This window comes from Pseudomonas sp. FEMGT703P (assembly GCF_002786345.1).
GTDB lineage: Bacteria > Pseudomonadota > Gammaproteobacteria > Pseudomonadales > Pseudomonadaceae > Aquipseudomonas > Aquipseudomonas peli.
Genome location: NZ_PGCM01000005.1, coordinates 1,048,370 through 1,070,780, shown reverse-complemented (window position 1 = coordinate 1,070,780; position 22,411 = coordinate 1,048,370). Strand labels below are relative to the sequence as shown.

Here is a 22,411-nt window from a genome sequence, read left to right as displayed (position 1 = left end):
TTGTTGGCTAGGCCTCAGCTTTGAATAACAAACTACGAACCTCCGAGAGATTCTCTGCTAATTGCAGCGCTTCCTCAGAAGGGATCTGCCGAATCACATCGCCTGACCCTGCATCAGTCACTTTGACCACGACACGCCCACTGCCTTCTTCAAGGGAGAAATTGAGGCTGCGACGAACTGATTGGACAAAGTCCTGAATCGTCGCAACTGCCGCTTCAACCTCTTCACGAGAAGCCGCAGGGCCACTCTCTACCTGTGTAGCGCTTCCAGTTGTAGCGTCTTCAGAAGGCTTACGCTCAACACCATCGGCACCAACCTTGGCAGATGGACTGGGCGCACGCTCTGCTTTAGAAGCAACAGCGGTGGATGCCGACGAAACCTGAATTGAACTAATGTCCATAACTTTCTCCTCAGAATGAGGGAACGGGGAGAAGAGCTAAGCCCTTCTCCCCGCAGTCTAGCGCGTTTACCCTTAGCCGAGCAGGCTGAGCACAGCCTGTGGCAACTGGTTAGCCTGGGCCAAGATCGCAGTACCAGCCTGCTGCAGGATCTGATTTTTGGTCAGTTCCGAGGTTTCAGCAGCGAAGTCAGTGTCACGGATCCGGCTGCGAGCTGCAGAGGAGTTCTCAGAAATGTTCTGCAGGTTCGAGATGGTGTTCTCGAAACGGTTCTGAACAGCACCGAGCTGAGCACGCTGGCTATCGATGTTAGAGATCGCACCGTTGATGATACCCAGAGCGTCCTGCGCACCTGTGGCCGTACCGATGTCAATGGTATTGACCGCATCCAGCTCACTGAAGCCATCAGTACCCAGAGCGCCACTCAGCCCATTCACGCTGAAGGCATCGGCTGCTTCAAGCTGAACTTGACCGTCAGCACGTGCACCGCCGCCAACAGCGATGGTAGCTGCAGTACCCACGTCATCTTCACCGTCGAAGCTCTTCGCCTGCAGAGTCGCACCACCGGAGCCCGCGTAGTTGCTGATGCTGATCGCATCGCCACGGGAGCTGGTCAGCTCAATGGTGCTGCCTTTGGAAACAGCCGAGATGCCCGTTTTACCGGTTTCACGGTTGATCGCATCAGCCAGGGAAGACAGGTTGGTCAGGTCGCTCACTACAGCAGAAACTGTGGAAGAGTCAGTTTCAAGCGATTTGCTGGTCAGGCCAGACAGGTCGAAGGAAACAGTACCCGAAGCAGTGATACCACCCAATGTGGCAACGGTACGAGCGTTGGCAGTTACGCCGGTTTCGTCGCTCTTAGCGTTGATGGCACGAGCCACTTCACTCGCCGAGCCGCTGGCTGTACCGGCAATGGCTACATCACCATCGGACAGCTTGGAGTTGATATTGAAGGACGCATCACCGTAGGCACTACCCGAGGTGGCGCTGAACGCAGCACCCGACGCAGTAGCAGCTGCGGCTGCACCATCAGTGGTGAAGCGGTTGATACCGATACGATCAGTGGCTGCAGAACCGATCGAAACGCTGATGGTTTCGTAGGCGTTTGCACCCACCTGGAAGCTTTGCGAACCGAAAGAACCATCAAGAATCTTACGACCACCGAAGCTGGTGGTTTCAGAAATACGGTTCAGCTCTTGTTGCAACTGCGACACTTCGCCTTGCAGAGCGGCACGCTCGGTAGCACCGTTGGAACCGTTGGCCGACTGCAGAGCCAAGTCACGAATACGTTGCAGAATGCCAGTCGACTGCTGCAGTGCACCTTCAGCGGTTTGCGCCAGGGAGATGCCGTCGTTGGAGTTACGGGTCGCAACGTTCAGACCGTTGATCTGGCTGGTCAGACGGTTGGAAATCTGCAAGCCGGCGGCGTCATCCTTGGCGCTGTTGATGCGGAAGCCAGTGGACAGGCGCTGCAGCGAAGTGTCCAGGCCTTTGGATGAGCTGTTGAGGTTACGCTGGGTGTTGAGTGACGCTACGTTTGTGTTGACTGTAAGGGCCATGGTGTTTGCCTCCAAAGGACCGTGCTACTGAGTTTGTCTGAGCCTGCGAGCTTCGGGCCTGCTTTGCTCAGACGCCCCATAAAGTTCGCATTCGATCTTTATATCGGCGGCCTTAGGAACAGCTTTAGCAACTCGTTCTATTTTTTTTTCCGCAGATAGAACAATTACTTAAGCGGCAACACCGAGAAAAATTGGGTATATGCCGACATCCCGACGGCAAATACCGAATTTTTTCACACATCAAGACAGCTTTATTAATGCCTCACACAAACCGACAGCATGTTGTCGGCATCAATCGGGCAACCATGAGGCTCTCCAAGCCTCAATATTTGCCCCATCCAGCATCCAGCCACCCTGCACCTGACGACGCAGCTCATCGCCCATCCTGGCACTCGCCTCCAGATCACTGATGTGCATACGAATGGCGTCGACCCAATCCTTGAAACGGTTTTTCACCCGAGTTACCGGCAATGCGCCCTGGTAGCACACCAAGTCACTGCAAACCACCGGGAAACCACACGCGCCGTACTCAAGAAGACGCAGGTTACTTTTGCATTCGTTGAACAGGTTCTGCTCCACTGGCGCCAAGGCCAGATCCAGATCCAGCCGGGCCAATGCGGCTGGGTACAGATCAATTGCAACGCCGGCATGCAACTCATCTACATAAGGCCGAATTCGGTCCGGGCACATCCCCATGAACACCCATTCGACTTCACCTGCCAGCTCTTTGACCACGTCAGTGATCAGCTCAAGATCACCGGTATGACTGATACCACCCGCCCAACCAACGCGAGGTTTCCTGCCGCGTTGCCTCCTGGATGAGAGGCCGCTCCACCAATCCACCGGCAAGCGGTTCTCAACCACTCGAATGTCCTCATGCAAGCCGGCAAAGGCCTCAGCTAACGGCGCAGTGGATACCGTGAAGCGATCAACAAAGCTCAGCCCCTTGCGCAGCGACTTAAGTATGTCTTTTGGCATTTGCGGACGATGCGCGCTTTTGAGTGGCAGGTTGGGCAGGTAATCGTCCAACTCATAAATGGTGAAAGCGCGGGAGAACTTCTTGATCCGCCGCATCGCATCCAGCCGCTCATCACCTATTTGTCGTTGCAGCACAATCACGTCAGGATCAAGACGTTCCAGATCCGGCACCTGCAACAGCCCAATAGACATCATGCCATCGACCATTCCGTGCTCTTTAAGCGCCGAGAACGGTTTGATCACACGGTAGTTACCGCAGCCAAAGGGGTCCGCCGGATGCGCCAGTATCACTGGCAGCGGGCGCCAGCTCAGTGGACGCCAGGTCAAACCGGCGTCAGCTTCTAAATCAAAACCGCGCCCGCTGAGCGCCAGATTACGGTTGTAAGCAGGATCACGTGCAATATCGGGCAGGTGACGCTCGTAGAGAGCGTCCTGCTCAGCCACGTCAGGCTCTCGGTATACATGGTCATGCATTAACACCGCATGAGCAGCCCATACGGTCAGGTAACCCGCTGAACGCACCCGAAGGCAGAAATCGACATCACGGTAGGCACTCAGCGTGGTATCCAACCCGCCGACTTGATGATAGATCTCAGAGCGGACCATCAGGCAGGCATCGCTGACGGCGCTGTAGTTCTGATCGACCTGCAGACGCTGCAGGTAACCCGTGCTGTCCATTGCCTCACCGGCAAAAGCACGGCCTGCAGGACCGCGCAGCCCGAGCAGCAAGCCAGCTTGATCAATACGCCCATCACCGCTCAGCAGTTTGCCGCCGACGACACCAACTTCAGGACGCTGCGCATGATTGAGCAATTCATCCAGCCAGCTGTCGCTCACCGCGACCGCCTCACCAGACAACAACAGCAAGTACTCGCCTTGAGCTGCCAGGGCTGCCTGATGCTGGGCCTGGGCAATATCCGCAGCTGCAACAACCCGGAGCCGGGCATCTGCCAGATCAGCAATACCCTGCAGCCACACCTGAGTATCCGCATCCATCGCTTGATGGGCGCCGAACAGGATCTCGTAATGCCCGTAGCGGGTTTTCTCAAGCACACTGTCCAGGCAACGCTGTAGACAGACAAGGGACGTGTCGACCGCAATAATGATCGACACCAGCGGTGTATTCGAATGGCCGTAATCAATGCGATAACGCGCAGGCAACCCCGGAACAACCCGAGCCTGATAGCCACGCTGAGCCAGATGACGCTCAATAACGCGCCGCTCATCCGGGTTATCCTGCAGCGCAGGCGCATCCGTGATCAGCAGTGGTTCATCGACATGCCCGAGACCAACCAACCCTTCCTGCTCGATGAGCCGGGTCAACAGCTCGAACTCAAATGCCTCGGGAAACTCGGCGTCGAAGCCACCGGCAGCGAGGAACAGATCTCGGCGATACAGCCAATGACGCGCCATGACCAGCGGGAAACTGAGCAGCAGATCGAGGTTGAACCCTGGCAGAAAGGCGCCACCCAGGCTGCCATCAGGCAAGCGCTGCAATTGGTCACCATAAATTGCACGGCACTCCGGGTTTGCCGCCAGCTCGAGCCCGGCGACCATCAGGCCACTGGGGGTGAACTCATCGCCGGCGTGGGCCAGCATGAACCAGGCAAAATCGCTCTCATTCACTACGCGGTTAATCTGAGACGCCAGGGTTTCATCGCTCAGTCGAACGAAATGCAACTTATCCGCCGCAGAGGTTTTCGGTACATCAGCACTACTGGTCAGTACCACGATCTTCAGAGTGGCATACAGGCAGCGCTCGCCGATCAGGCTCTTTAGGGTTTGCATCAAGGGCGGCGATTGCCCGTCCAGATCAAGCACGATGATGCCGATTAGCGGGCCGCCATTTTGATCCTGAAGGTATTCATTAATCAGGCGATTTTCCGTCTCGGTCGGAATACGCTCCGACAGCCAACGCTGCAGAGTAGGTATTTTGGGGCGTACTTCCACCGATACGCCCAGACGCTGCAGCATATCCCCACGTTCATGCGTCAATACCTCACTGCCAGAGCCGGGATAACGCTGATATAGCAGTTGATAAAGCGCCGGGAAGTTCTTCCGCTCCCGGCCCAGCATGTGATCGTCACTAGTACTCTGCTCACGCGTATGTACTTCACTGGTCACAACCGGCACATGGACAAAGGGGTAGCGCGTGGCCAGACGAAGGAGCATGTCCCAGTCTTCGAACGCAGCCAGCCCAGTATCAAATTCGCCGACTTCACCTAGCATGCTGCGCGGGTGCGCCCAGGTATTGACCGGGATGTAGTTCTGCGTAAACAGACGGTCGCGATCAAACACCTCGTGCTTGAACGGCTGGCCACGGCCTAGTTCGATGCGCTGGCCGTTCTCTAGCTTTTCGTTAACGTACTCGACGCCGGTATAGATAACGCTGCCCAGATGCTGTTCAAAGGCCTCAGCCAGCACGGTCAGGTGATTGGGCAGGTATATATCGTCGTCGTCGAGATAGACGACATAGCGTCCGCGCGCCTGTTTGAGACCGGCGTTACGCGCGGCCGATAGGCCCTGATTGCGCCCCTGACGGATATAGGTGATGGGGAAGTCGTAGACCGCCAGCAGGTGCTCAACCGGCTCCCCATTATCGTTGATCAGGATGACTTCAAAATCGCGCAGGGTCTGGCTGCCGACACTGGCCAAGGCGTCCTTGAGCAGATCGGGGCGGTTGTAGGTGGTGAGGATGATGGAGAACAGAGCGCGCTCGCCAAGCGCGGCCAGTGCTTCGAGCCGCACACACAGAGACTGCACGCGCGCACCCAACGGCGAATGCTTTTCATTGGGGTACTGGCCAAGCCGTCCGCGAAGATGCGCCGCGACATCCAGTTCTCGCCCGCTTAACTGACGTTCGGCGCCGCGCTCGAATACACCCTCGACAATGAGAATGTGGTCTTCGAGTGGAGCGGTGGAGGCATAAAACTCCGTGGAATGTTGTTCAGAGTGGACACGATACCCAACACCCGGAATATGAGTGAATATGAAATCCGGGTTACGCTCCGCTAGCTGTACGGCCATATCCCAGTCACCGGCTCCCTTCAGCCTGGGATTCCAAGACCAGCCTGACAACAACGCCTGACGCCTAATGATGGCGGCAGAAGGCGTGATGTAGTTGTCGTATACCAATAAATCAGCGACTTCGTTTCGGTCACCCACATAATCCGTGAGCCGGTGCCCCGGATGGCGTGGCGAAGCCAATGATGCGGCCTGGTCGTCGATGTAATTTATAGGCGCGTAGCCAAGCGCAGACTCAGGGTGTTCCTGCAACAACGGCAACAATCGAAGAAAATGACCGCTGAGCAATATGTCATCGGCCATGAGTACTGTCATGAATTGCCCGGTCGCAATACGCATCCCATTGAGTACATTGTGGCTCGGGCCAATATTCCGACGGTTGCGCATGAAGCGAACTCGCGGATCAGTCGCAAAAGACTTCATCACCTCGGATGTCTCGTCTGAGGAGGCGTTATCCAGGACCAGAACCTCTAGAGACTGGACGCCCTGAGACAAAACCGAAGCGACGGTCTGCCCAACGAAACGTCCATAGTTGTATGAGGGGATGATGACACTGATCAATGGAGTGCCTCCCCTGACCTGAATCGCATCAGCGGCAACAGCCGCCGTCAGAGCATTGATCCAGGCGTCAATGGAGTATGGATAGCTATCCGAACTCGCCCAAAAGTGCCGCATCGCCTCCACCATCGCCCGATAATCCTCAGGCGCCATGGTGTCGAGAAACAACTCAAGCGTATCGCGATCAGGAAAGCGCCTGCCGTCCACATAGCTGTTTTCCGGGATCCAGGCAGGCACCGGCCAGTCCGCCACGTGCACAGGCACCATGCCATTACGCAAACAATCCAGCCAACAATCGGACAGCCAGCCCGAGACGCGCTCAGCGCCCTCGCAATAGGCGAAATGCGCTTTGCTGACATCATCTATGCCCTCTCGGCCATAAACGGCTACCTGTTCGGTAGCGAATGGACGCGACGCGGGCTGCTCAGCCATCTCAATAGACGGGTTCAGACAAATCTGGCGCTCGTCGCTGAGGGGGTTGCAGCCCGGCATGAAGATGCGTGCAAAGTGGTGCTCATAAACTGCTTCACAGCGCTGTCCGGCATCCAGCAACAACAGGTAACGACGTAGCGGCGACTCGAAACAGACTTTCGGTTCAGATTCACGAGTGAGCACAACCTGTAACAAAGCGTCGAAGCCCTGTGTATCAACGGCCTGCAAAGGCTCGAACAACAAACCATTGGCATCGCCGTATTCGCGCAATTGCGACCAAGGCAATAGCTCACTGAGCCTCTGCCAGTCTTTTTCGTTGAGCAGGAATATCCGCTGTGGATCAACCACTGAGCTACCAGCGACGCCAATCCGCCAAGGCGCCCCAGGACACCGTCCGCCTGCTATGCCTGCCCACTCCATTACGCTTACCTCTTCATATCCCTGCCATCCGGCAAGGCTTATCAATCTACGGTCGATTCACCATAACCATGGGCTCGAGCCCATGCAGCCATGCTGTCTATGGACGCATCCAACGACGTCCACACGTCTAATCCCAGACCACGTGCTCGACTGACATCAGGCACGTAGAACGATCGTCCGCAAGTGTCAGCATTGCCCAGAATCTTTATCGACTTGTCTGGCGCGATTCTGGCCACCACACGCCTTGCCAGGTCAGCGATGCTGATGGCCTGGTCGGAACCCACGTTATAGACCTGCCCTGACTGGCCGCGCAGCAATAGAACCAATAGCCAGCAAGCCAAGTCGGCTCCATGCAGGTAGCTACGCACGGCCTGCCCAGCAGACTTCAGAACGATTGCATCGGCACACAATGCATCGCGGACAAAATTGCCGATTGCAAAGTGTCCGTCGAGCGGCAGCCCCGGACCAGAAAATGCGAAACAACGTGCCATGACTACATCAAGTCCATGATCCTTTGCATAAATCGCTCCCAGTACTTCCTGGGCACGCTTGGCCTCGCCATAAGCACTACTGACGCATGAACTTTCACAAGCCCCCGAATAGTCCTCGCCCACTAGCTGAAAAGCAGACATGACACCGTACTGGGCGCCTGAACCAATGAGTAGAATGCGATTCACGCCACTTTGCGCCCCCAACTCAAGCACCCTCCGTGCCCCGCCGATGATGCTATCGAAAAGTTCCAAGGGGCGTGCATGCGCCGCAGCGGAAGTATCAGCTGCGGCATGCAAGATCATATCCGGCGTTCTTTGCATGGGTATCTGCAGGTCACGCACGTCCCCCTGCTCCCAGTGCAGCCAAGGTAAGTCGCGAAAATACGGCTGCAGTGCGAGAAAGCTCGACGGATTGCGCGACAACGCTGAGACATCGACCCGCATCCCCTGCCCATTGAGCTGCGCCAGGAGAGCCAATAACCACCGCCCAAAGAACCCGGTGGCGCCGGTGAGCAGCAAGTGTTTACCGTCTAACGCCTCGTGCAGACCGAGAGTTTCAGGAATGTTCTGCAGATCAGCACGGATCTGTGCCGAATCAGGTGAAAAGGCTAACTCTTGCATTTCAGGCGCGCCTCGCCAGTACACCGATCACCTGGCTTTGCCGCCACCCCAGCTCCACCGTCAGCAAATGGCTATCGACCAGTACCAATTCCGCACTCTCGAGCAGGCAATGCAAAGCCTGTGGGGTGAAGAAATTGATATGTTCATGCCAATGACGTTTGAGAGCGGCAAGGCCCAGGCTACCTGGATGCCCACGCACGAGAGCTTCATACGGCACTTCCAGATAAACCAGTGTCTGTTCATCCAACGCGGGAAGAATCTGCTTGATCAAGGCCAATGGAAACGGTACGTGCTCCAGTACCTGACTGCAGACGACCAAGTCGTAACACCCTGCAGCGAGTTGCGAAGCGCTTATCCGTTCAACACCCGGCATGAGCTCTACCGAAGAAATATCGTGAACATATAACGCGTTGCTCTGCTGAAGAAAGGGCGTGTTCGACCCACTACCGCCGCCCCAGTCAAGCACGACTGGGCGCTCGGGCAAGTGCGGAGCCAGCCATGACTCAACATCACCGATGTAAGCCTCACGTTGATGATAGTGGCTGGCAATAACGGCATAACCCGGCTCGTAATGATCACGTTGGCGGGTATACGCCTCGTCCCGATAGCCATGGTATAGAGCCGCCATTTGCTCATCGGTAAAGCGATAATCGAGAAACAACACTCCGCAATGCTGGCACTGTAAAGAGTTGCATAGGGTATAGGCCATGCCCGGTCGTAAATCGCGCAAGCCCCACTCCTCGGTTATCTCCACGGGCTCGTGACCAAAAACCCGGTGCGCGACGAAGGGCATCAACACCGCTGGCGAACGCTGCAGCTGATTGCCACCACAGCAAATGCAATGCCGGGCGATCAACTCGCAACTCACCATGTGCTACGTCCTCCATCCATCACCAGATTGGCGCCGTTCATGTAGGTGGACGCATCGGAGCAGAGGAAGGCGATGGCGCCCCGGTACTCGTCGGCCTCCGCCATGCGGCCCAGCGGGATCAGTTGCGTCAGTTTGCTGACGAACACATCGTTCTGCCCGGCGTAGACGCCACCAGGCGAGAGCGCATTGCAACGCACGCCCTGTTCGCACCAGTAGGTGGCCAGGTACTTGGTCAAACCAATCAGTCCATGTTTGACCACCGAGTAAGTCACCGGCTTGACCGGCTGCTGCTCGGCCTCACGTCCATCCACCCGGTACAGCCGTTGATCCGGCGCGATGACGCCCAGGTCGGAGGCGATATTGACGATCACCCCACGTCCCTGCCGCGCCATCTGCGTGCCAAAGATCTTGGCGCAGTTAAATGCACCACCCAGCCCGACGTTGAGGTCGAGTTGCCATTGCTCCCAGGGGAAGTGCTCCAGACGGGAGAAGTCCTTATCGCCGGCACTCTCCACCTTGGGGTTGCGTGCGGCATTGTTGATCAGGATGTCCACCCGGCCATGCTCGGCCAACAGTTGCTGCCCAACGGCCTCGAGTGCCTGCAGGTCGGTGATGTCGACCTCGTAGCTCGGAGCCTGGCAGCCGGTTTCCTCGGCCAGCCTGGCGCCGTTGCTGGCCAGGGCTTCGGCGTTGATATCCAGCAGCACCGGGATGCCGCCGAGCCCGGCGATGGTCGCGGCATGCTGGTAACCCAGCAGGCCGGCGCCGCCCGTTATAACGGCCACGCGACCGTCCAGACGAAACAGGCTGTCCACGCTAGCCATGCACGTTCACCTCGCTCAGCGCCACTTCCCTGGCCTCCTTCAGCGAACGCAAAGCAGCCAATGCCAGACGCAGGCTCTGCAGGCCATCGTGCAAGCTCACCTGCGGGGTGGCCGAGCCGTTGACGCAATCGAGGAAATGCCGCGCCTGAGCCAAGAACATATCGTTGCGCACGAAACCGGGAAAGTCGTTTTCCTCGCTCAACTCGCCCTCGGCGCCGTAAACCCGCAAGCGGTTGGCCAGCAGGTCGATCTCGGCGTAGCCGGCGTCGCCGACGATCTTGAAGCAGCGCACCGGCGGGCGCTGCAGGTAATCCTGATGCAGCAGGATGGGGAAGCTGCCCATGGCGTTGTCACAGCGCATCAGTGACGAGGCGGTGTCCTCGACGTCGATCTCCAGGTGGCTGAGCTGGCCGCCATGGGTGACGATGCTGCGTGGCAGGCCGAAGAACCAGTAGATCAGGTCCATTTCGTGAATCTGCGACAAAACCACACCGCCGCCCTGATCGGCGCGCGCAGCGTACATTTGCCGGTAGTCCTCGTAGCGGTGCCAGTTGGGCAGGTATTCGCCGATTTCCGAACGCACACTCAGCAGACGGCCGAAGAAACCGCTCTCGAGCAGCGCCTTGAGGCGCTGCAAACCGGGGTGGAAGCGGAAGTTGTAGCCAACGTGGAACGGCAAGCGGCGCTGCTCAACCTCGGCCAGCAACTGGTCGATGCCGGCAAGATCGCTGGCCAGCGGTTTTTCCATGAACACCGGCACACCGGCACGCACGCACTCGAGCGCCACCGGCACATGCAGCGAGTTGGGGTTGCAGATGAAGGCGGCAGCCGGCTTTTCCGCCAGGGCCGCGGCCAGGTCGTGATGCACGACGATGGCATAGTCGCGCTCCAGGTCGGCGCCTTCGTCGACGGTCAGGTTGTCGCGCAGCTTGATGCGCTGACCACGCACACGATAGGCATGCACCTGCAGCTCATCACCGAGCAGTTGACGCAGGTTGCGCAAGTGGCGCTGACCAATGCCGCCCAGGCCACAGAACAGAATCTTCACGATGTCTTTCTCTCGTTGAGGGCTGTACCGCGCAGCCAGTCGGCCGCCAGCGCTGCCATGCTGGCGAGCCAGCGCGGTTCGTCACCGGCCTCGCCACGGGCGACCTGCAGGACGAAGTCGCCGCGGTAGTCGTACTGGATCAGTTGCTCGCGCAAGCTGGGAAAGTCGGTATCACCCTGCCCCAACGGTACGGTCGTGGCACCCAGGCGGCGATCCTTGATGTGCACGCTGCCGACGCGCGCGCCATAGGCAGCGAATTCATCCGCCGGGCGATAGCCCAGCGAGGCGCTGTTGCCAACATCGTAGTTGACCTTGACTAGCGGGTGATCGAGCAGGTCGAGCAGCTCACGAAACACCTGCGGCGCCAAGTCGGTTTCTAGATGCAGTTCAACGCCATAGCGCTCGGCCTGCGGAAGCACCTGGCGCAGATTGGCCACCACCTGGTCGCGCTCGTTTTCGTCGCGAATGCGCGAGGCATCGACGAAAGGCAACACCACGCGTCCCACGCCCATTTCCGGGCAGATGCTCAGCAGCCACTGCAGGCGTTCGATCAGCTCGGCGTTCTCGGCCAGGCTGCAGCGCAGCAGCGGACGATCCATGAAGTAGTCAGCGCAGATCGACACCACGGCGACGCCGTGCTCAGCCAGCAGACCGCGCAGTTCCTCACGCCCTTCGGCTGTCTCCAGCGGGTTGGCGCCCTCGCCGAATAGGTCATAGATCCATTCGATACCGCGCAGGCCGATCTCGGCGGCGCGAGCGATTTCCAGGCGCCAGCCCTGACGCGGGAAAGACTGGAAGCGCCCCGCCTCCGGCGCGCCCAGGCGGCCCTGCATGGTGTAAAGACCGGCGTCGGCGTATTGGCTCAGGTAATCACTCATATTCAGTCGTCCACCAACGGAATCAGCATGTTGGCGCGCAACTCGTCGCGTTCCAAGAAGGGGAAGAGGTCTTCCAGCGGGCTGGAAACCATGGCGCCGTTCTGGCCGATCTTCGAGGTGATGCGCGGGCCGATGGCCTGGTCGGACTCGACCATCACCTCGCACAGTACCGGGCCCTCCAGCGCCAGTGCCTCATCAATGGCCTGACGCAGGTTGGCCTTGCCGTCGATGCGCCGTACCGACAGGCCGAAGGCTGCAGCCAGGGCGGAAATGTCCGGCAGGGTCAGCCCAGAATCCGGGTCGCAACCGATGGTCTGCTTGAAGTAGCCACCTTGCGAAGCGCGGATCGAGGCATAACCGTTGTTGTTGAGCACGAAGTATTTGATCGGCAGACGCAGGCGGCGCACCACTTCCAGCTCCTGGATGTTCATCACGAAACCGCCATCACCATCCACCGAGATAGTGCGTCTACTGCCGCTGCCCAGGCAGCCGCCAATGGAGGCCGGCAGGCCATAGCCCATCGAGCCCAGCCCACCAGTCGCCACCGCGCGCTGACCGCGCTTGAGGCGCACCGACAGCCAGAAGGTGTCCAACGCGGCACCGGAACTGCCGGGGATAATCTGATCGCCTTCGGCCATGGCCTCGGACAGCGTTTCGCTGAACACGTAGGTGTTCACGTAGTCGCTCGGTTTGCGGTACTCGGGCAGCACCACCGGGTAGGCGGCCTTCCAGGCCTGGCAGCGCTCGCGCCAGCTCTGGCAATCCAGCGCCTGCGAGCCGTTGGCGGCAAGAAGTTGCTGCATGAGCACGCGCGCATCGCAGACGAAGCGCTCGTCAGGCATGTCGCCCAGTTTGACGATTTCCGCCGGATCAATGTCCACCACCACGATCTCGGCCTGACGCGCAAAGTGGCTGCGGTTGAAGCCAGTGATGGAAAAGTCCATGCGGCAACCGATGGCCAATACCAGGTCGGCGTTCTGCACGCTGAAATTGGCACCACGCTGCGCCACAGTGCCACAGCGGCCGACGTAAAGTGGGTGTTCGTATTCGAGCAGATCCGCGCCGATCCAGGTGGTCAGCGTCGGCAGTCCCAGCGTCTCGATCAGCTCGCGCATGGCGATTTCGCCGCCGGCAGCATGCACGCCATTGCCCACTAGCAGCACAGGGCGTTTGGCCTGACGCAGGCGTTGCACCAGTCTGTGCACGGCGGCTTCGTCCGGCACTGGCGACTGTTCATCCGCTTCGGGGGTAAAGCCGACCAACTGCTCCGGCGCGATCTCGGTAGCCTGCACATCCAGCGGCACATCGAGCCATACCGGGCCCTTGCGCCCGTTGAGCATCAAGTGCAGCGCCTTCTCCAGCTCATAGCGCACGCGCAGCGGATCGAGCAGGCACACCGCATACTTGGTAAGTGGCGTGACCACACTGACGATATCCAGCTCCTGGGTGCCGAGCTGACGCAGGCCGCTATCTCCCTTGAGGTCGGCACGCTTGACCTGGCCGGAGACGAACAGCGCCGGGGTCGACTCGAACCAGGCACCAGCCAGGCCGGTCATGGCGTTGGTCGCGCCGGGGCCGGAAGTGACCAGGCAGGCACCGAATTTACCGCTGGTACGCGCATAGCCTTCGGCGGCGATCGCGGCGCCCTGCTCGTGGAGCATGCTCACGGCAGTCAGCCGTGGTTGACGCAGCAAGGCGTTGTTGAGGTGCATGGCCCCGCCACCCGGCAGGAAGAACACATGCCCGACGCCCTGGTTGGCGATGAATTCGAAGATGTAATCGGCAACGCGCATGGGAATTACTCGGCAGCGGAATGCAGGGGAAGTCGGTTATTGGGAACGGCATAGAGCACCAGATCCCAGCCCTCGGCCAGATGCGGGCCAAGACGGAAGTGGTAGCCAGGTTGATAGGCGTGAAGTTGCAGCAAGATCGTCCATAGGTGGTTCTGCTCGTGGTAGACGCACACCGCAATCAGTGGCTGTCGCTCACTGATCAGCTTGCGTCCCCCTTCGAGACATTGCGGCTCGAAACCTTCGATATCGATTTTGATGAATGTGGGCGGTACGATGCGTCCGCAAAGCGTATCCAGTGTGGTCACCGTGACCCGCTCGCTACCACTGCCCACGCGCGCGGCCGGACCGCCCTGAGCCTCGATCAACACCTCGCCACAAGCATCGCCTACCGCCATTTGGTGAGCATGAAAACTGCCGTGCCCTTGCAGACGCTGCAAAGTCTTGACCAGTGCCTGGTAGTTGCTCGACGAAGGCTCAAACGAGTGAATTTCGCGAAAGGGGCGACCACTTTCCAGATAGCCCAACACCGAGTCACCGTTGAAGGCACCGATGTCGTACACCACCTCGTCGACGTTCTCGTTGCTGAAATAGCGGTCGAAATAGATCGACTGTGGCGCAGCTGGCGGTAATAGGTCGTAATCGAGAAACAGCCGCCATTCGACGTGATCGATAAACAACTGTCGTGACTCATCGTCCCCCAGCAGACCAAATGCCGTACGAATGCGCTCGGCATCGGCCAGCACCTTCTCTGGCAAATCCAGGGAGTAATGCGGCAGGAAGCTTTGCGGGTAACGCCAGGCCAGATGGCCGAACAGAGCGATGCGCTCGAACCCTAGAGCGCGTAGCGGGTCCAGTCGGTCGACCATACGGTCGCTCGCCTCGCCACACCAGATAGTTGCGATTACACCTGGCAGTGGCCCCTGCCATTGCTGGGCCAGCGCTGCTGGTGCGAACACCGGCACCTGCTCGATCTGCGTCCCCCACAGCACGGGGTTGTTGTCGATAAAGGCCTTTGGCTTGACGCCCATTGCCTGCAGTACGGCCAACGCCTTGCGCCCCAGGTTGCCGGCACCGAACAGGATGAATGGCTGATCCAGCCCGCCCAGCAAGCGATCCAGGGCTTGCGTCTGGCGCTCACGCACTTCATCGAGTGGCTCGGCCAGCAAACGATCAAGGCGCTGAATAAATGTTTCGCTATACATGGCTGCTGCCTCGCAATGATTGCAGGTAACGCAAAGCCGACCAGAATCCTGCGCCATGATCCTTGTGCCCCTGCCAAACCTCGGGAATGAAGCTGACCTGCGGGTGCTGGCGAATCTGCGCCCAAGTGGCCGGCCAATCGATGTCGCCGGTGCCCATCAGCACGCCCTCACCGTTGGTGCCTTTGGCATCGGCCACGTGCAGGTGCGCGGAATGGGGCAGCAACAGCGCCAGCGCTTGCTGGAAGTCGAGGCCGAAGTGGAAGCAGGTCATCTGCAGGTGCGACAGGTCCAGACACAGGCGCAGACCATGGTCACGCGCCTGAGCGGCCAGTTCCTCGGGCATCATGAAGATGTTCTGATGACGCTGACCGCCGAAGTGCCAGGGGAACGGCGCCATGTTCTGCGGAATCAGCTCGGTGCCGGCGAAATCCACCTGACGGCAGGCCTCGTGGAAGCGCTCGTAGAGTTCCGGGCGCATGGCCAGCGGGCGCGGCTCGTCAGCGGAAAAACCACCGATGTTGGCCACGATCAAACGCGCATCTGCATTGGGGAAGAATTCGCCGATTTCCAGCGTGGCGTCCACCACCCGCTGCAGATTGTCGATCGAGCGCTGGCGATAGGCAGGATCATCCGACGCCAGATCCAGCAGCTCGCTGTTCTCGAATAACTCCGGCGCATGCACCACCAGGCGCGAACAGTCGACCTCGGCGAGAAACGGCTGCGGCTTGAGGCTGAGGTCGCGGTAGGACAGGTGAAACTCGAACAGATCCGGGCTGATCCGCCGACGGTAATCTCGGAAGTCATGATAGCGCACCGGCACACCCCAGCGAATCGACAGGTCGAACGCCAGCCGCTGCTCCTGAGCCTGCTCGTTCAGGTCGCTATCGAAGAGAAAATCCCCCAGAGCGATATCGCGCCCGGCCGGCTTGCCCAGTAATTCCGGCAAACGATACGGCGGGAGGCCCTGGCCAGGGCTGGCGATGCGCAGCATCGACGCCTCCATGACCGTGCCACGGGCGATGTCGCATGCAGCGATCACGCTCTTGCCGAGATTCTCACGGTTGAGCAGCTCGCCCTGACTGGCATGGCGACCCGGACCTTGCCAAGGCAATGCCAGCTCCAGTTGACGGATGCCGTCGACCAGTTGGCGAAACTCGCTCGGTTCCAGGCTGGCCAAGTGATCCGGCCCTTCCATCCCCCTATCCAGGGTGATGTGCCGCTCCACCAGCTTGGCGCCCAGTGCGACTGCGCCGAGCGTAATGGCGATGCCACGCTCATGGCCGGAGTAGCCAACCAGATCATGCAGTTCCTGCAACCGGCGTAAGTAGCCAAGCTGGATATCGGACTCGGGGGCCGGATAGGCGCTGTTGCAATGCAACAGCGCGAATGGCGTACCAAGCGCATTCAACTGTTCAATGGCCCGAACGATTTCGTACTCAAAGGACATGCCGGTAGACAGAATCAGGGGTTTGCCCAGGCTTGCGGCCTTGGCAATCAGGTAGGGATTGCACAGATCGGCCGAGGCAATCTTCAGCGCGGCGACGTCAAAATCCGCCAACACGTCGACACTGGGCTCATCCCAGGGTGTGCAGAGGTAAATAATGCCCTTCTGTTTACAGTACTCACGCACCTCACGATGCTCTTCGACGCTCAGCTCAACCTTGTCCAGCAGGTCCTGAATGTACTCCACGCCGAGGTCTTCGGCCCTCGAGCCATCAGCCTTGCGCCGGTACAGCGCCTCACGGTTGCGCAGCTGGAACTTGACGCAGTCGGCTCCTGCATCGAGCGCTGCATCCACCAGGTGCTTGGCCAGCGCCAGCGAACCATTGTGATTGTTTCCGGCCTCGGCAATCACAAAGACGCGCTCGCCGCCCAACGCAATACCGTCAAGAAAAATAGGAGTCATTGGATTTTTGTTCGCCATGAAGTTACGCCGCTGGATTCAAAGCGGAAGTTCTGGGTCTGACAGCCCAGTGCACGCACTGCATGCACCACCCGCTGCCGATACTGTGGCTGTACGTAGAACAGGAAGAAGCCTCCCCCACCCGCGCCAAGCAACTTGCCGCCCAATGCGCCGGCCGCAAGCGCAGCGGCATAGATGGCATCCAGACGACCATGGCTGATCGCAGAGGAGAAACGCTTCTTCAACTGCCAGGCTTCATCGAGGCACAGGCCGAAATCACGCAGCTCGCCACGCATCAGGTAACGGTGCATACGTCGACATAGCGCCACACTGGCGCTGAGCAGCTCAGTTTGTGACGACTCGGCCTCTATCTCTTCACGTTGCAGCTCATGCAAACGCCCCGAGTCATGGGAAATACCGGTGTCACACAGCACCAGGCAAGACTCCAGTTCATTGCGGATAGCTTCTTCCAAGCGAATCGGGTGAACCAGGTTGCGCTGGTTCTCGAACTCAATCAGGTTGAAGCCACCAAAAGCTGAGGCGTACTGATCCTGCCAACCGCCAGCAATGCCGAAGCACAGGCGTTCGGCCTGGAAAGCGAGTTCGGCAATCTCATAAGTGTTCCAACGATCCTGACGCAACTCATTGAACGCCGCGATGCTAGCGATGGTGGCCGCAGAAGACCCTCCCAATCCAGACCCCACTGGAAAGTCTGAGCGCAGGTACAGATCAAAACCGTACTTGGGCTTGATCACCGAAACGATGGTTGCCAGCAAGCTCTTCTCTGCAGTCGACAGCAGTGCTGGCAGCGAATTGAAGTGCTCTTCACGCCCCAGATCTTCGGAAAAAATATGGATCTGCCTATCGTCACGGGGGACCAAGGTTGCGTGAGCATAGAGCCCCACGGTGCAGCTGAGCACAGCCGCTGGGTGGTCGATAAAAAAGTAGGTCAGATCAGCACCGCCGCCACAAAAACTCATCCGCACCGGAGCACGCGCACGTGCCAGTACAGGCACCTCTGCGCTGGCTGCCATCTGGCGGGTGTAGACCTCAACAAGGCGCCCTTCGGCATCCAGACCTGGCAAAGCGTTATGCCCGAGATCGAACGCTTTCAACAAGTCTTCACGCGGGGTGGTAATCGATACGCTACGAAACTCGCGGTTCATACAGGCTGTGACGGGCTGATCGGTCAAGCCACCCTGCAACAGGTAACGGCGTACATCGCCATTGGTCACAACACCGAGCAGACGCATATCCGCGGCGACGACAAAGGCGATCTGCAGATTCCCGGACTCGATGCATTTGATGGCATCAAGAATCGTCTGCTGCATGTCGATCGTGAGTTCCTTGACCAGCACGCTCATCAGACGGCACTCCCGCGCAATTTAGACTTGAACGCATCCAGAGAATCAGGGGTACCTATGTCCACGAACGCTCCGCTGTACTCACGTACATACAGCCTGTGCTGACGCATAAGTGACGGCAGTAGGTCATGCTCCATAGAACAACTTGTGACAGGCATATTCTCTAGCGCGCCAGCCGTAAAACCATAGACGCCAGCATTGATCAAACCAGGCCCCACCTGACCTTTTTCCTCGAAACCAAGTACTTCGCCCAGCGCAGAGCAATCCAAACTGCCATAGCGCGAGCGATCCTCGACCTGCACGCCGACCAGAACGTCTCGCTCGCTGTCCAGTGCAAGACGATACGCGCAGGGATCAAGGAAAGTGTCCGCGTTAAGCACCAGATAACGCCCGCCAGGCGGAACTTGAAGTAATGCGTTCAGCACAGCACCACCGGTGCCAAGCGGGGTTTCCTCGATCACCAACTGCAACGGCAAACCAGACTCCGCCTCTAACGAGGGCAACAATGCGGCCAGTTGATCAGCACGATAATGCGCGCAGAGCACACCCCGACTGACACCGGCCTCACGCAATTGCGCCAGCACCAGAGCCAGGAATGGACGACCGTGAATATCCACCACGGCCTTCTGCGTGTCATTGATCACACTGCGCAGGCGGGTGCCAAAGCCACCGCAGAGGATATAGGCATTCATCAGCCCGCCCTCAAGCCGAAAAAAGTCTCTAGACAACGCGCAGCGTGCTCCAAATGTTCCTCGCCAAGCCCAGGCCACACACCGATCCAGAAGGTGTCGTGCATCACTTTATCGGTTACCGACAACTCACCTGAGACCCTGAAATTGCGGCCTTGCATATAGGGCTGACGCACCAGGTTACCGGCAAACAGCAGCCGTGTACCGACACCTTGCGCATCCAGATATCGCAGCAACTCAACCCGACGGATACCGCAACCATCACGCAAGGTCATGGGGTAGCCAAACCAGGAAGGGTCACTACCAGGCGTGGCCTGCGGCAGAATTAGAAATTCCTGACAGCCGGCCAGGCGCTCACTGAGCCAGGTGAAATTGCGCTTGCGGGCAACGATGAAGTCATCAACGCGGTCCATCTGCGCCAACGCACAGGCAGCCTGCATATCGGTGATCTTCAGGTTGTAGCCCAAGTGTGAGTAGGTGTACTTGTGGTCATAACCCTCTGGTAGATCGCCCAACTGCCAGCAAAACCGCTTGCCACAGGTGTTGTCCTCACCTGGCGCGCAATAGCAATCACGCCCCCAGTCACGAAAGGATTCGATAATGCGTTTAAGCGCCGGGTTGTTGGTAAATACAGCACCGCCCTCACCCATGGTGATGTGGTGAGCCGGATAAAAACTGAGGGTACCGATATCGCCGAACGTACCGACCATATGCCCTTGATAGATCGACCCCAGTGCATCGCAGCAGTCCTCGATCAACCACAGGCCGTACTTATCACACAGGGCGCGAACCACACTCAGATCGAAGGGATTACCCAGCGTGTGGGCCAACATGATGGCCTTGGTTTTCGGGCTGATTGCCGCCTCGATCTTCGCCGGATCGATGTTGTAGGTCGGCAATTCAACATCCACAAAAACCGGCACCGCACCGAATTGCAAGATCGGATTGACGGTAGTCGGAAAGCCAGCCGCTACACCGATCACTTCGTCACCGGGCTTGATCGCCCGATCACCGAGACGCGGCGAGGTCAATGCGGAAAATGCCAGCAGGTTGGCTGATGAACCTGAGTTGGTGGTGAGGACGCAACGGCGTCCAAGGTACTTGGCCAGACGCTTCTCGAACGCCTCATTGAAGCGCCCGGTGGTCAGCCATCCATCGAGCACAGCCTCGGTCATTGACTGCAACTCACCTGCGCCAATCACTTTTCCCGATGGCGGCACCGAGCTCTGCCCCACCACAAATGGCTTAGGCGCCATCTGCAGTTCGGCATAGCGTCCGACCAACTCGGCAATCTGTTGGCGCAGCTGTTGCGCGGTGCTGTCACTCATTGAATTTCGCCTTGGTGAGCCGCGATCTGTTCGCGGGTAACGCATGCCATGTCACGCCCGTTTTGCCAAGCCAACTGCCAGTCCAGTGTGTGCTTCAGCGTCGTATCCAGTGACCAACGCGGCGCCCATCCCAGCGACTGTCTTGCCTTGCTGGAGTCCAGCGCCAGTAAGCCCGCCTCATGCGGCTGGGCATCGGCAGAGGCAGACCAGCGCGCCTCACCCGGCCAGAGCTCCGCAAGACGCCCCACGACGGCCTCCACTGTCGCGAGCCCGGCACTGTCTGGTCCAAAATTCCAAGCAGCAGCATGACGTTCAGGATCAGTCAGCAGTCCTTGCGCCAGTTGTAAATACCCCATTAATGGATCAAGCACGTGCTGCCAGGGACGAGTTGCATGGGGGTAGCGCAAAATCACTTCTCGACCTTGCTGCCAAGCGCTGAAGATATCGGGGATCAAGCGCTCCGCAGACCAGTCACCACCACCCAGTACATTGCCCGCACGAGCAGTTGCCAAGGCAACACCTGAAGCCCTGAGGAAGGAGTCTCGGTAACTGGCGCACAGCACTTCAACACATGCCTTGCTGCTGCTATACGGATCAAAACCTCCGAGAGCATCTTGCTCCCGATAAGGCCATGGCCACTCGCGATTCTCGTAACATTTGTCAGTGGTCACCACCACAACAGCGCGTACAGAATCAGTAGAGCGAATGGCCTCCAGCAGGTTGAGCGTACCCATGACATTGGTGGCATAAGTCTCCGCTGGCGCTCGGTAAGACTCACGTACCAAGGGTTGCGCAGCCAAGTGCAGAACCAGTTCAGGCTGAAACTCCTGCAACGCATCACTTAACCTGGCGGCATCACGAATATCCGCAAACTCACCCGTGATCTGCTGATCCAGTTGCGCCACCTGCCACAGCGACGGTGTGGTAGCCGCGGGCAAGGCAAAGCCACGCAGATCAGCCCCGAGCTGACGCAACCACAGCGCCAGCCAGCCACCCTTGAAGCCGGTATGCCCGGTCAGCAGGACTTTACGCCCTCTCCAGAAGTCCGGGCTCACCGCCATAGCTGCCACTCCGCCTCACCGCTTTTCCAGCGATCTTCCAAGAACACCCGATCACGCAGAGTGTCCATCGGCTGCCAGAAACCACGATGCAGGTGACTCATCAGCTGTCCTTCGCTGGCCAGCGCACGCATGGGCTCAAACTCCCAGGTCGTGGCGTCATCCTCGATATAGTCGATGACTGCCGGTTCCAGTACAAAAAAACCGCCGTTTATCCAACCGCCATCACCCAGCGGCTTCTCCTGAAACCCACTGACCACCTGCCCTTGGACATCAAGTGCACCGTAGCGACCTGGTGGCTGTACTGCGGTAACAGTGGCCAATTTGCCATGCTGTTTGTGGAAAGCGATCAGTGCTGGGATGTCGATATCGGAGACCCCATCACCGTAGGTAAAGCAGAAGGCCTCATCACCCAGGTAATCGCGTACACGCTTAAGACGACCGCCTGTACCCGTTGATTCACCCGTATCAACCAGCGTTACGCGCCACGGCTCAGCGTGACGCTGATGGATGTGCATACGGTTTTCGCCCATGTCAAAAGTGACATCCGACATGTGCAGGAAGTAGTTGGCAAAATATTCCTTGATTACATAGCCCTTGTAGCCCAGGCAAATAACGAAATCATTGATGCCATAGTGGGAGTAGATTTTCATGATGTGCCAAATGATCGGCTTGCCACCAATTTCGATCATGGGCTTTGGCTTGAGATGGGACTCCTCACTGATGCGAGTGCCCAACCCACCAGCCAAAATCACTGCCTTCATTATTCAAACCTCAAACAGGGCATCACTGAAAAATACCTTTAGGCCATAAATACAGGCCGTATTGGAAAGTGCCAATAAAACAGCACATTGCCCACTCTACTACCGATTAAGCAAAACCTTGGCCAACTATGTTTGATTAAACAGTAGCAACCTACTGGCTAGGTCAAAACACCTGATCACAATCCTTAAGCGCAACAGTCCAGACAGG

16 protein-coding genes are annotated in these 22,411 nt (G+C 58.4%); all 16 read right to left on the bottom strand.

What is annotated here, in order from left to right:
• Window positions 1-7: 7 nt before the first annotated feature.
• Window positions 8-400: a flagellar protein FlaG gene (locus CUR33_RS08805; protein ID WP_289239332.1), complete on the bottom strand. Its 393-nt coding sequence runs from the start codon at window positions 398-400 to the stop codon at window positions 8-10.
• 72 nt (window positions 401-472) lie between these two features.
• On the bottom strand, window positions 473-1,957 hold the full coding sequence (locus CUR33_RS08800) for a flagellin (protein WP_289239331.1): 1,485 nt from the start codon (window positions 1,955-1,957) through the stop codon (window positions 473-475).
• A 291-nt stretch (window positions 1,958-2,248) separates the two neighbouring features.
• Window positions 2,249-7,297 carry a glycosyltransferase gene (locus CUR33_RS08795; RefSeq protein WP_289239330.1) on the bottom strand — a complete coding sequence of 1,683 codons (5,049 nt, stop codon included), beginning with the start codon at window positions 7,295-7,297 and terminating at the stop codon, window positions 2,249-2,251.
• Between the two features lie 113 nt (window positions 7,298-7,410).
• On the bottom strand, window positions 7,411-8,481 hold the full coding sequence (locus CUR33_RS08790) for an NAD-dependent epimerase/dehydratase family protein (RefSeq protein WP_289239329.1): 1,071 nt from the start codon (window positions 8,479-8,481) through the stop codon (window positions 7,411-7,413).
• 1 nt (window position 8,482) lies between these two features.
• Window positions 8,483-9,352 carry a class I SAM-dependent methyltransferase gene (locus CUR33_RS08785; protein WP_289239328.1) on the bottom strand — a complete coding sequence of 290 codons (870 nt, stop codon included), beginning with the start codon at window positions 9,350-9,352 and terminating at the stop codon, window positions 8,483-8,485.
• On the bottom strand, window positions 9,346-10,176 hold the full coding sequence (locus CUR33_RS08780; RefSeq protein WP_289239327.1) for an SDR family oxidoreductase: 831 nt from the start codon (window positions 10,174-10,176) through the stop codon (window positions 9,346-9,348). Before CUR33_RS08780 ends, CUR33_RS08785 begins: the two co-directional genes overlap by 7 nt.
• Window positions 10,169-11,224, bottom strand: a complete 1,056-nt coding sequence (locus CUR33_RS08775; RefSeq protein WP_289239326.1) for a Gfo/Idh/MocA family protein — start codon at window positions 11,222-11,224, stop codon at window positions 10,169-10,171. The genes CUR33_RS08780 and CUR33_RS08775 overlap by 8 nt, the downstream gene beginning before the upstream one ends.
• Entirely contained in the window at window positions 11,221-12,102 is an 882-nt protein-coding gene (locus tag CUR33_RS08770) for a sugar phosphate isomerase/epimerase family protein (RefSeq protein ID WP_289239325.1), read from the bottom strand. Before CUR33_RS08770 ends, CUR33_RS08775 begins: the two co-directional genes overlap by 4 nt.
• 2 nt (window positions 12,103-12,104) lie before the next feature.
• The gene (locus CUR33_RS08765) at window positions 12,105-13,895 is read right to left on the bottom strand and encodes a thiamine pyrophosphate-binding protein (protein WP_289239324.1); all 1,791 of its coding nucleotides are present in this window, start codon (window positions 13,893-13,895) and stop codon (window positions 12,105-12,107) included.
• Between the two features lie 5 nt (window positions 13,896-13,900).
• On the bottom strand, window positions 13,901-15,097 hold the full coding sequence (locus CUR33_RS08760; protein WP_289239323.1) for an FkbM family methyltransferase: 1,197 nt from the start codon (window positions 15,095-15,097) through the stop codon (window positions 13,901-13,903).
• The gene (locus CUR33_RS08755; protein ID WP_289239322.1) at window positions 15,090-17,003 is read right to left on the bottom strand and encodes an N-acetylneuraminate synthase family protein; all 1,914 of its coding nucleotides are present in this window, start codon (window positions 17,001-17,003) and stop codon (window positions 15,090-15,092) included. Before CUR33_RS08755 ends, CUR33_RS08760 begins: the two co-directional genes overlap by 8 nt.
• Window positions 17,000-18,364, bottom strand: a complete 1,365-nt coding sequence (locus tag CUR33_RS08750; RefSeq protein ID WP_160085054.1) for a GHMP family kinase ATP-binding protein — start codon at window positions 18,362-18,364, stop codon at window positions 17,000-17,002. The genes CUR33_RS08755 and CUR33_RS08750 overlap by 4 nt, the downstream gene beginning before the upstream one ends.
• Window positions 18,364-19,056: a sugar phosphate nucleotidyltransferase gene (locus tag CUR33_RS08745; RefSeq protein ID WP_289239321.1), complete on the bottom strand. Its 693-nt coding sequence runs from the start codon at window positions 19,054-19,056 to the stop codon at window positions 18,364-18,366. The genes CUR33_RS08750 and CUR33_RS08745 overlap by 1 nt, the downstream gene beginning before the upstream one ends.
• Window positions 19,056-20,381, bottom strand: a complete 1,326-nt coding sequence (gene rfbH, locus CUR33_RS08740) for a lipopolysaccharide biosynthesis protein RfbH (protein WP_289239320.1) — start codon at window positions 20,379-20,381, stop codon at window positions 19,056-19,058. The genes CUR33_RS08745 and rfbH overlap by 1 nt, the downstream gene beginning before the upstream one ends.
• Complete coding sequence (gene rfbG, locus CUR33_RS08735) at window positions 20,378-21,442, bottom strand: CDP-glucose 4,6-dehydratase (protein WP_289239319.1); 1,065 nt, start codon at window positions 21,440-21,442, stop codon at window positions 20,378-20,380. Before rfbG ends, rfbH begins: the two co-directional genes overlap by 4 nt.
• Window positions 21,433-22,203 (bottom strand): glucose-1-phosphate cytidylyltransferase, encoded by a 771-nt coding sequence (gene rfbF, locus CUR33_RS08730; protein WP_167141560.1) that lies wholly within the window; start codon window positions 22,201-22,203, stop codon window positions 21,433-21,435. Before rfbF ends, rfbG begins: the two co-directional genes overlap by 10 nt.
• Window positions 22,204-22,411: the final 208 nt, after the last annotated feature.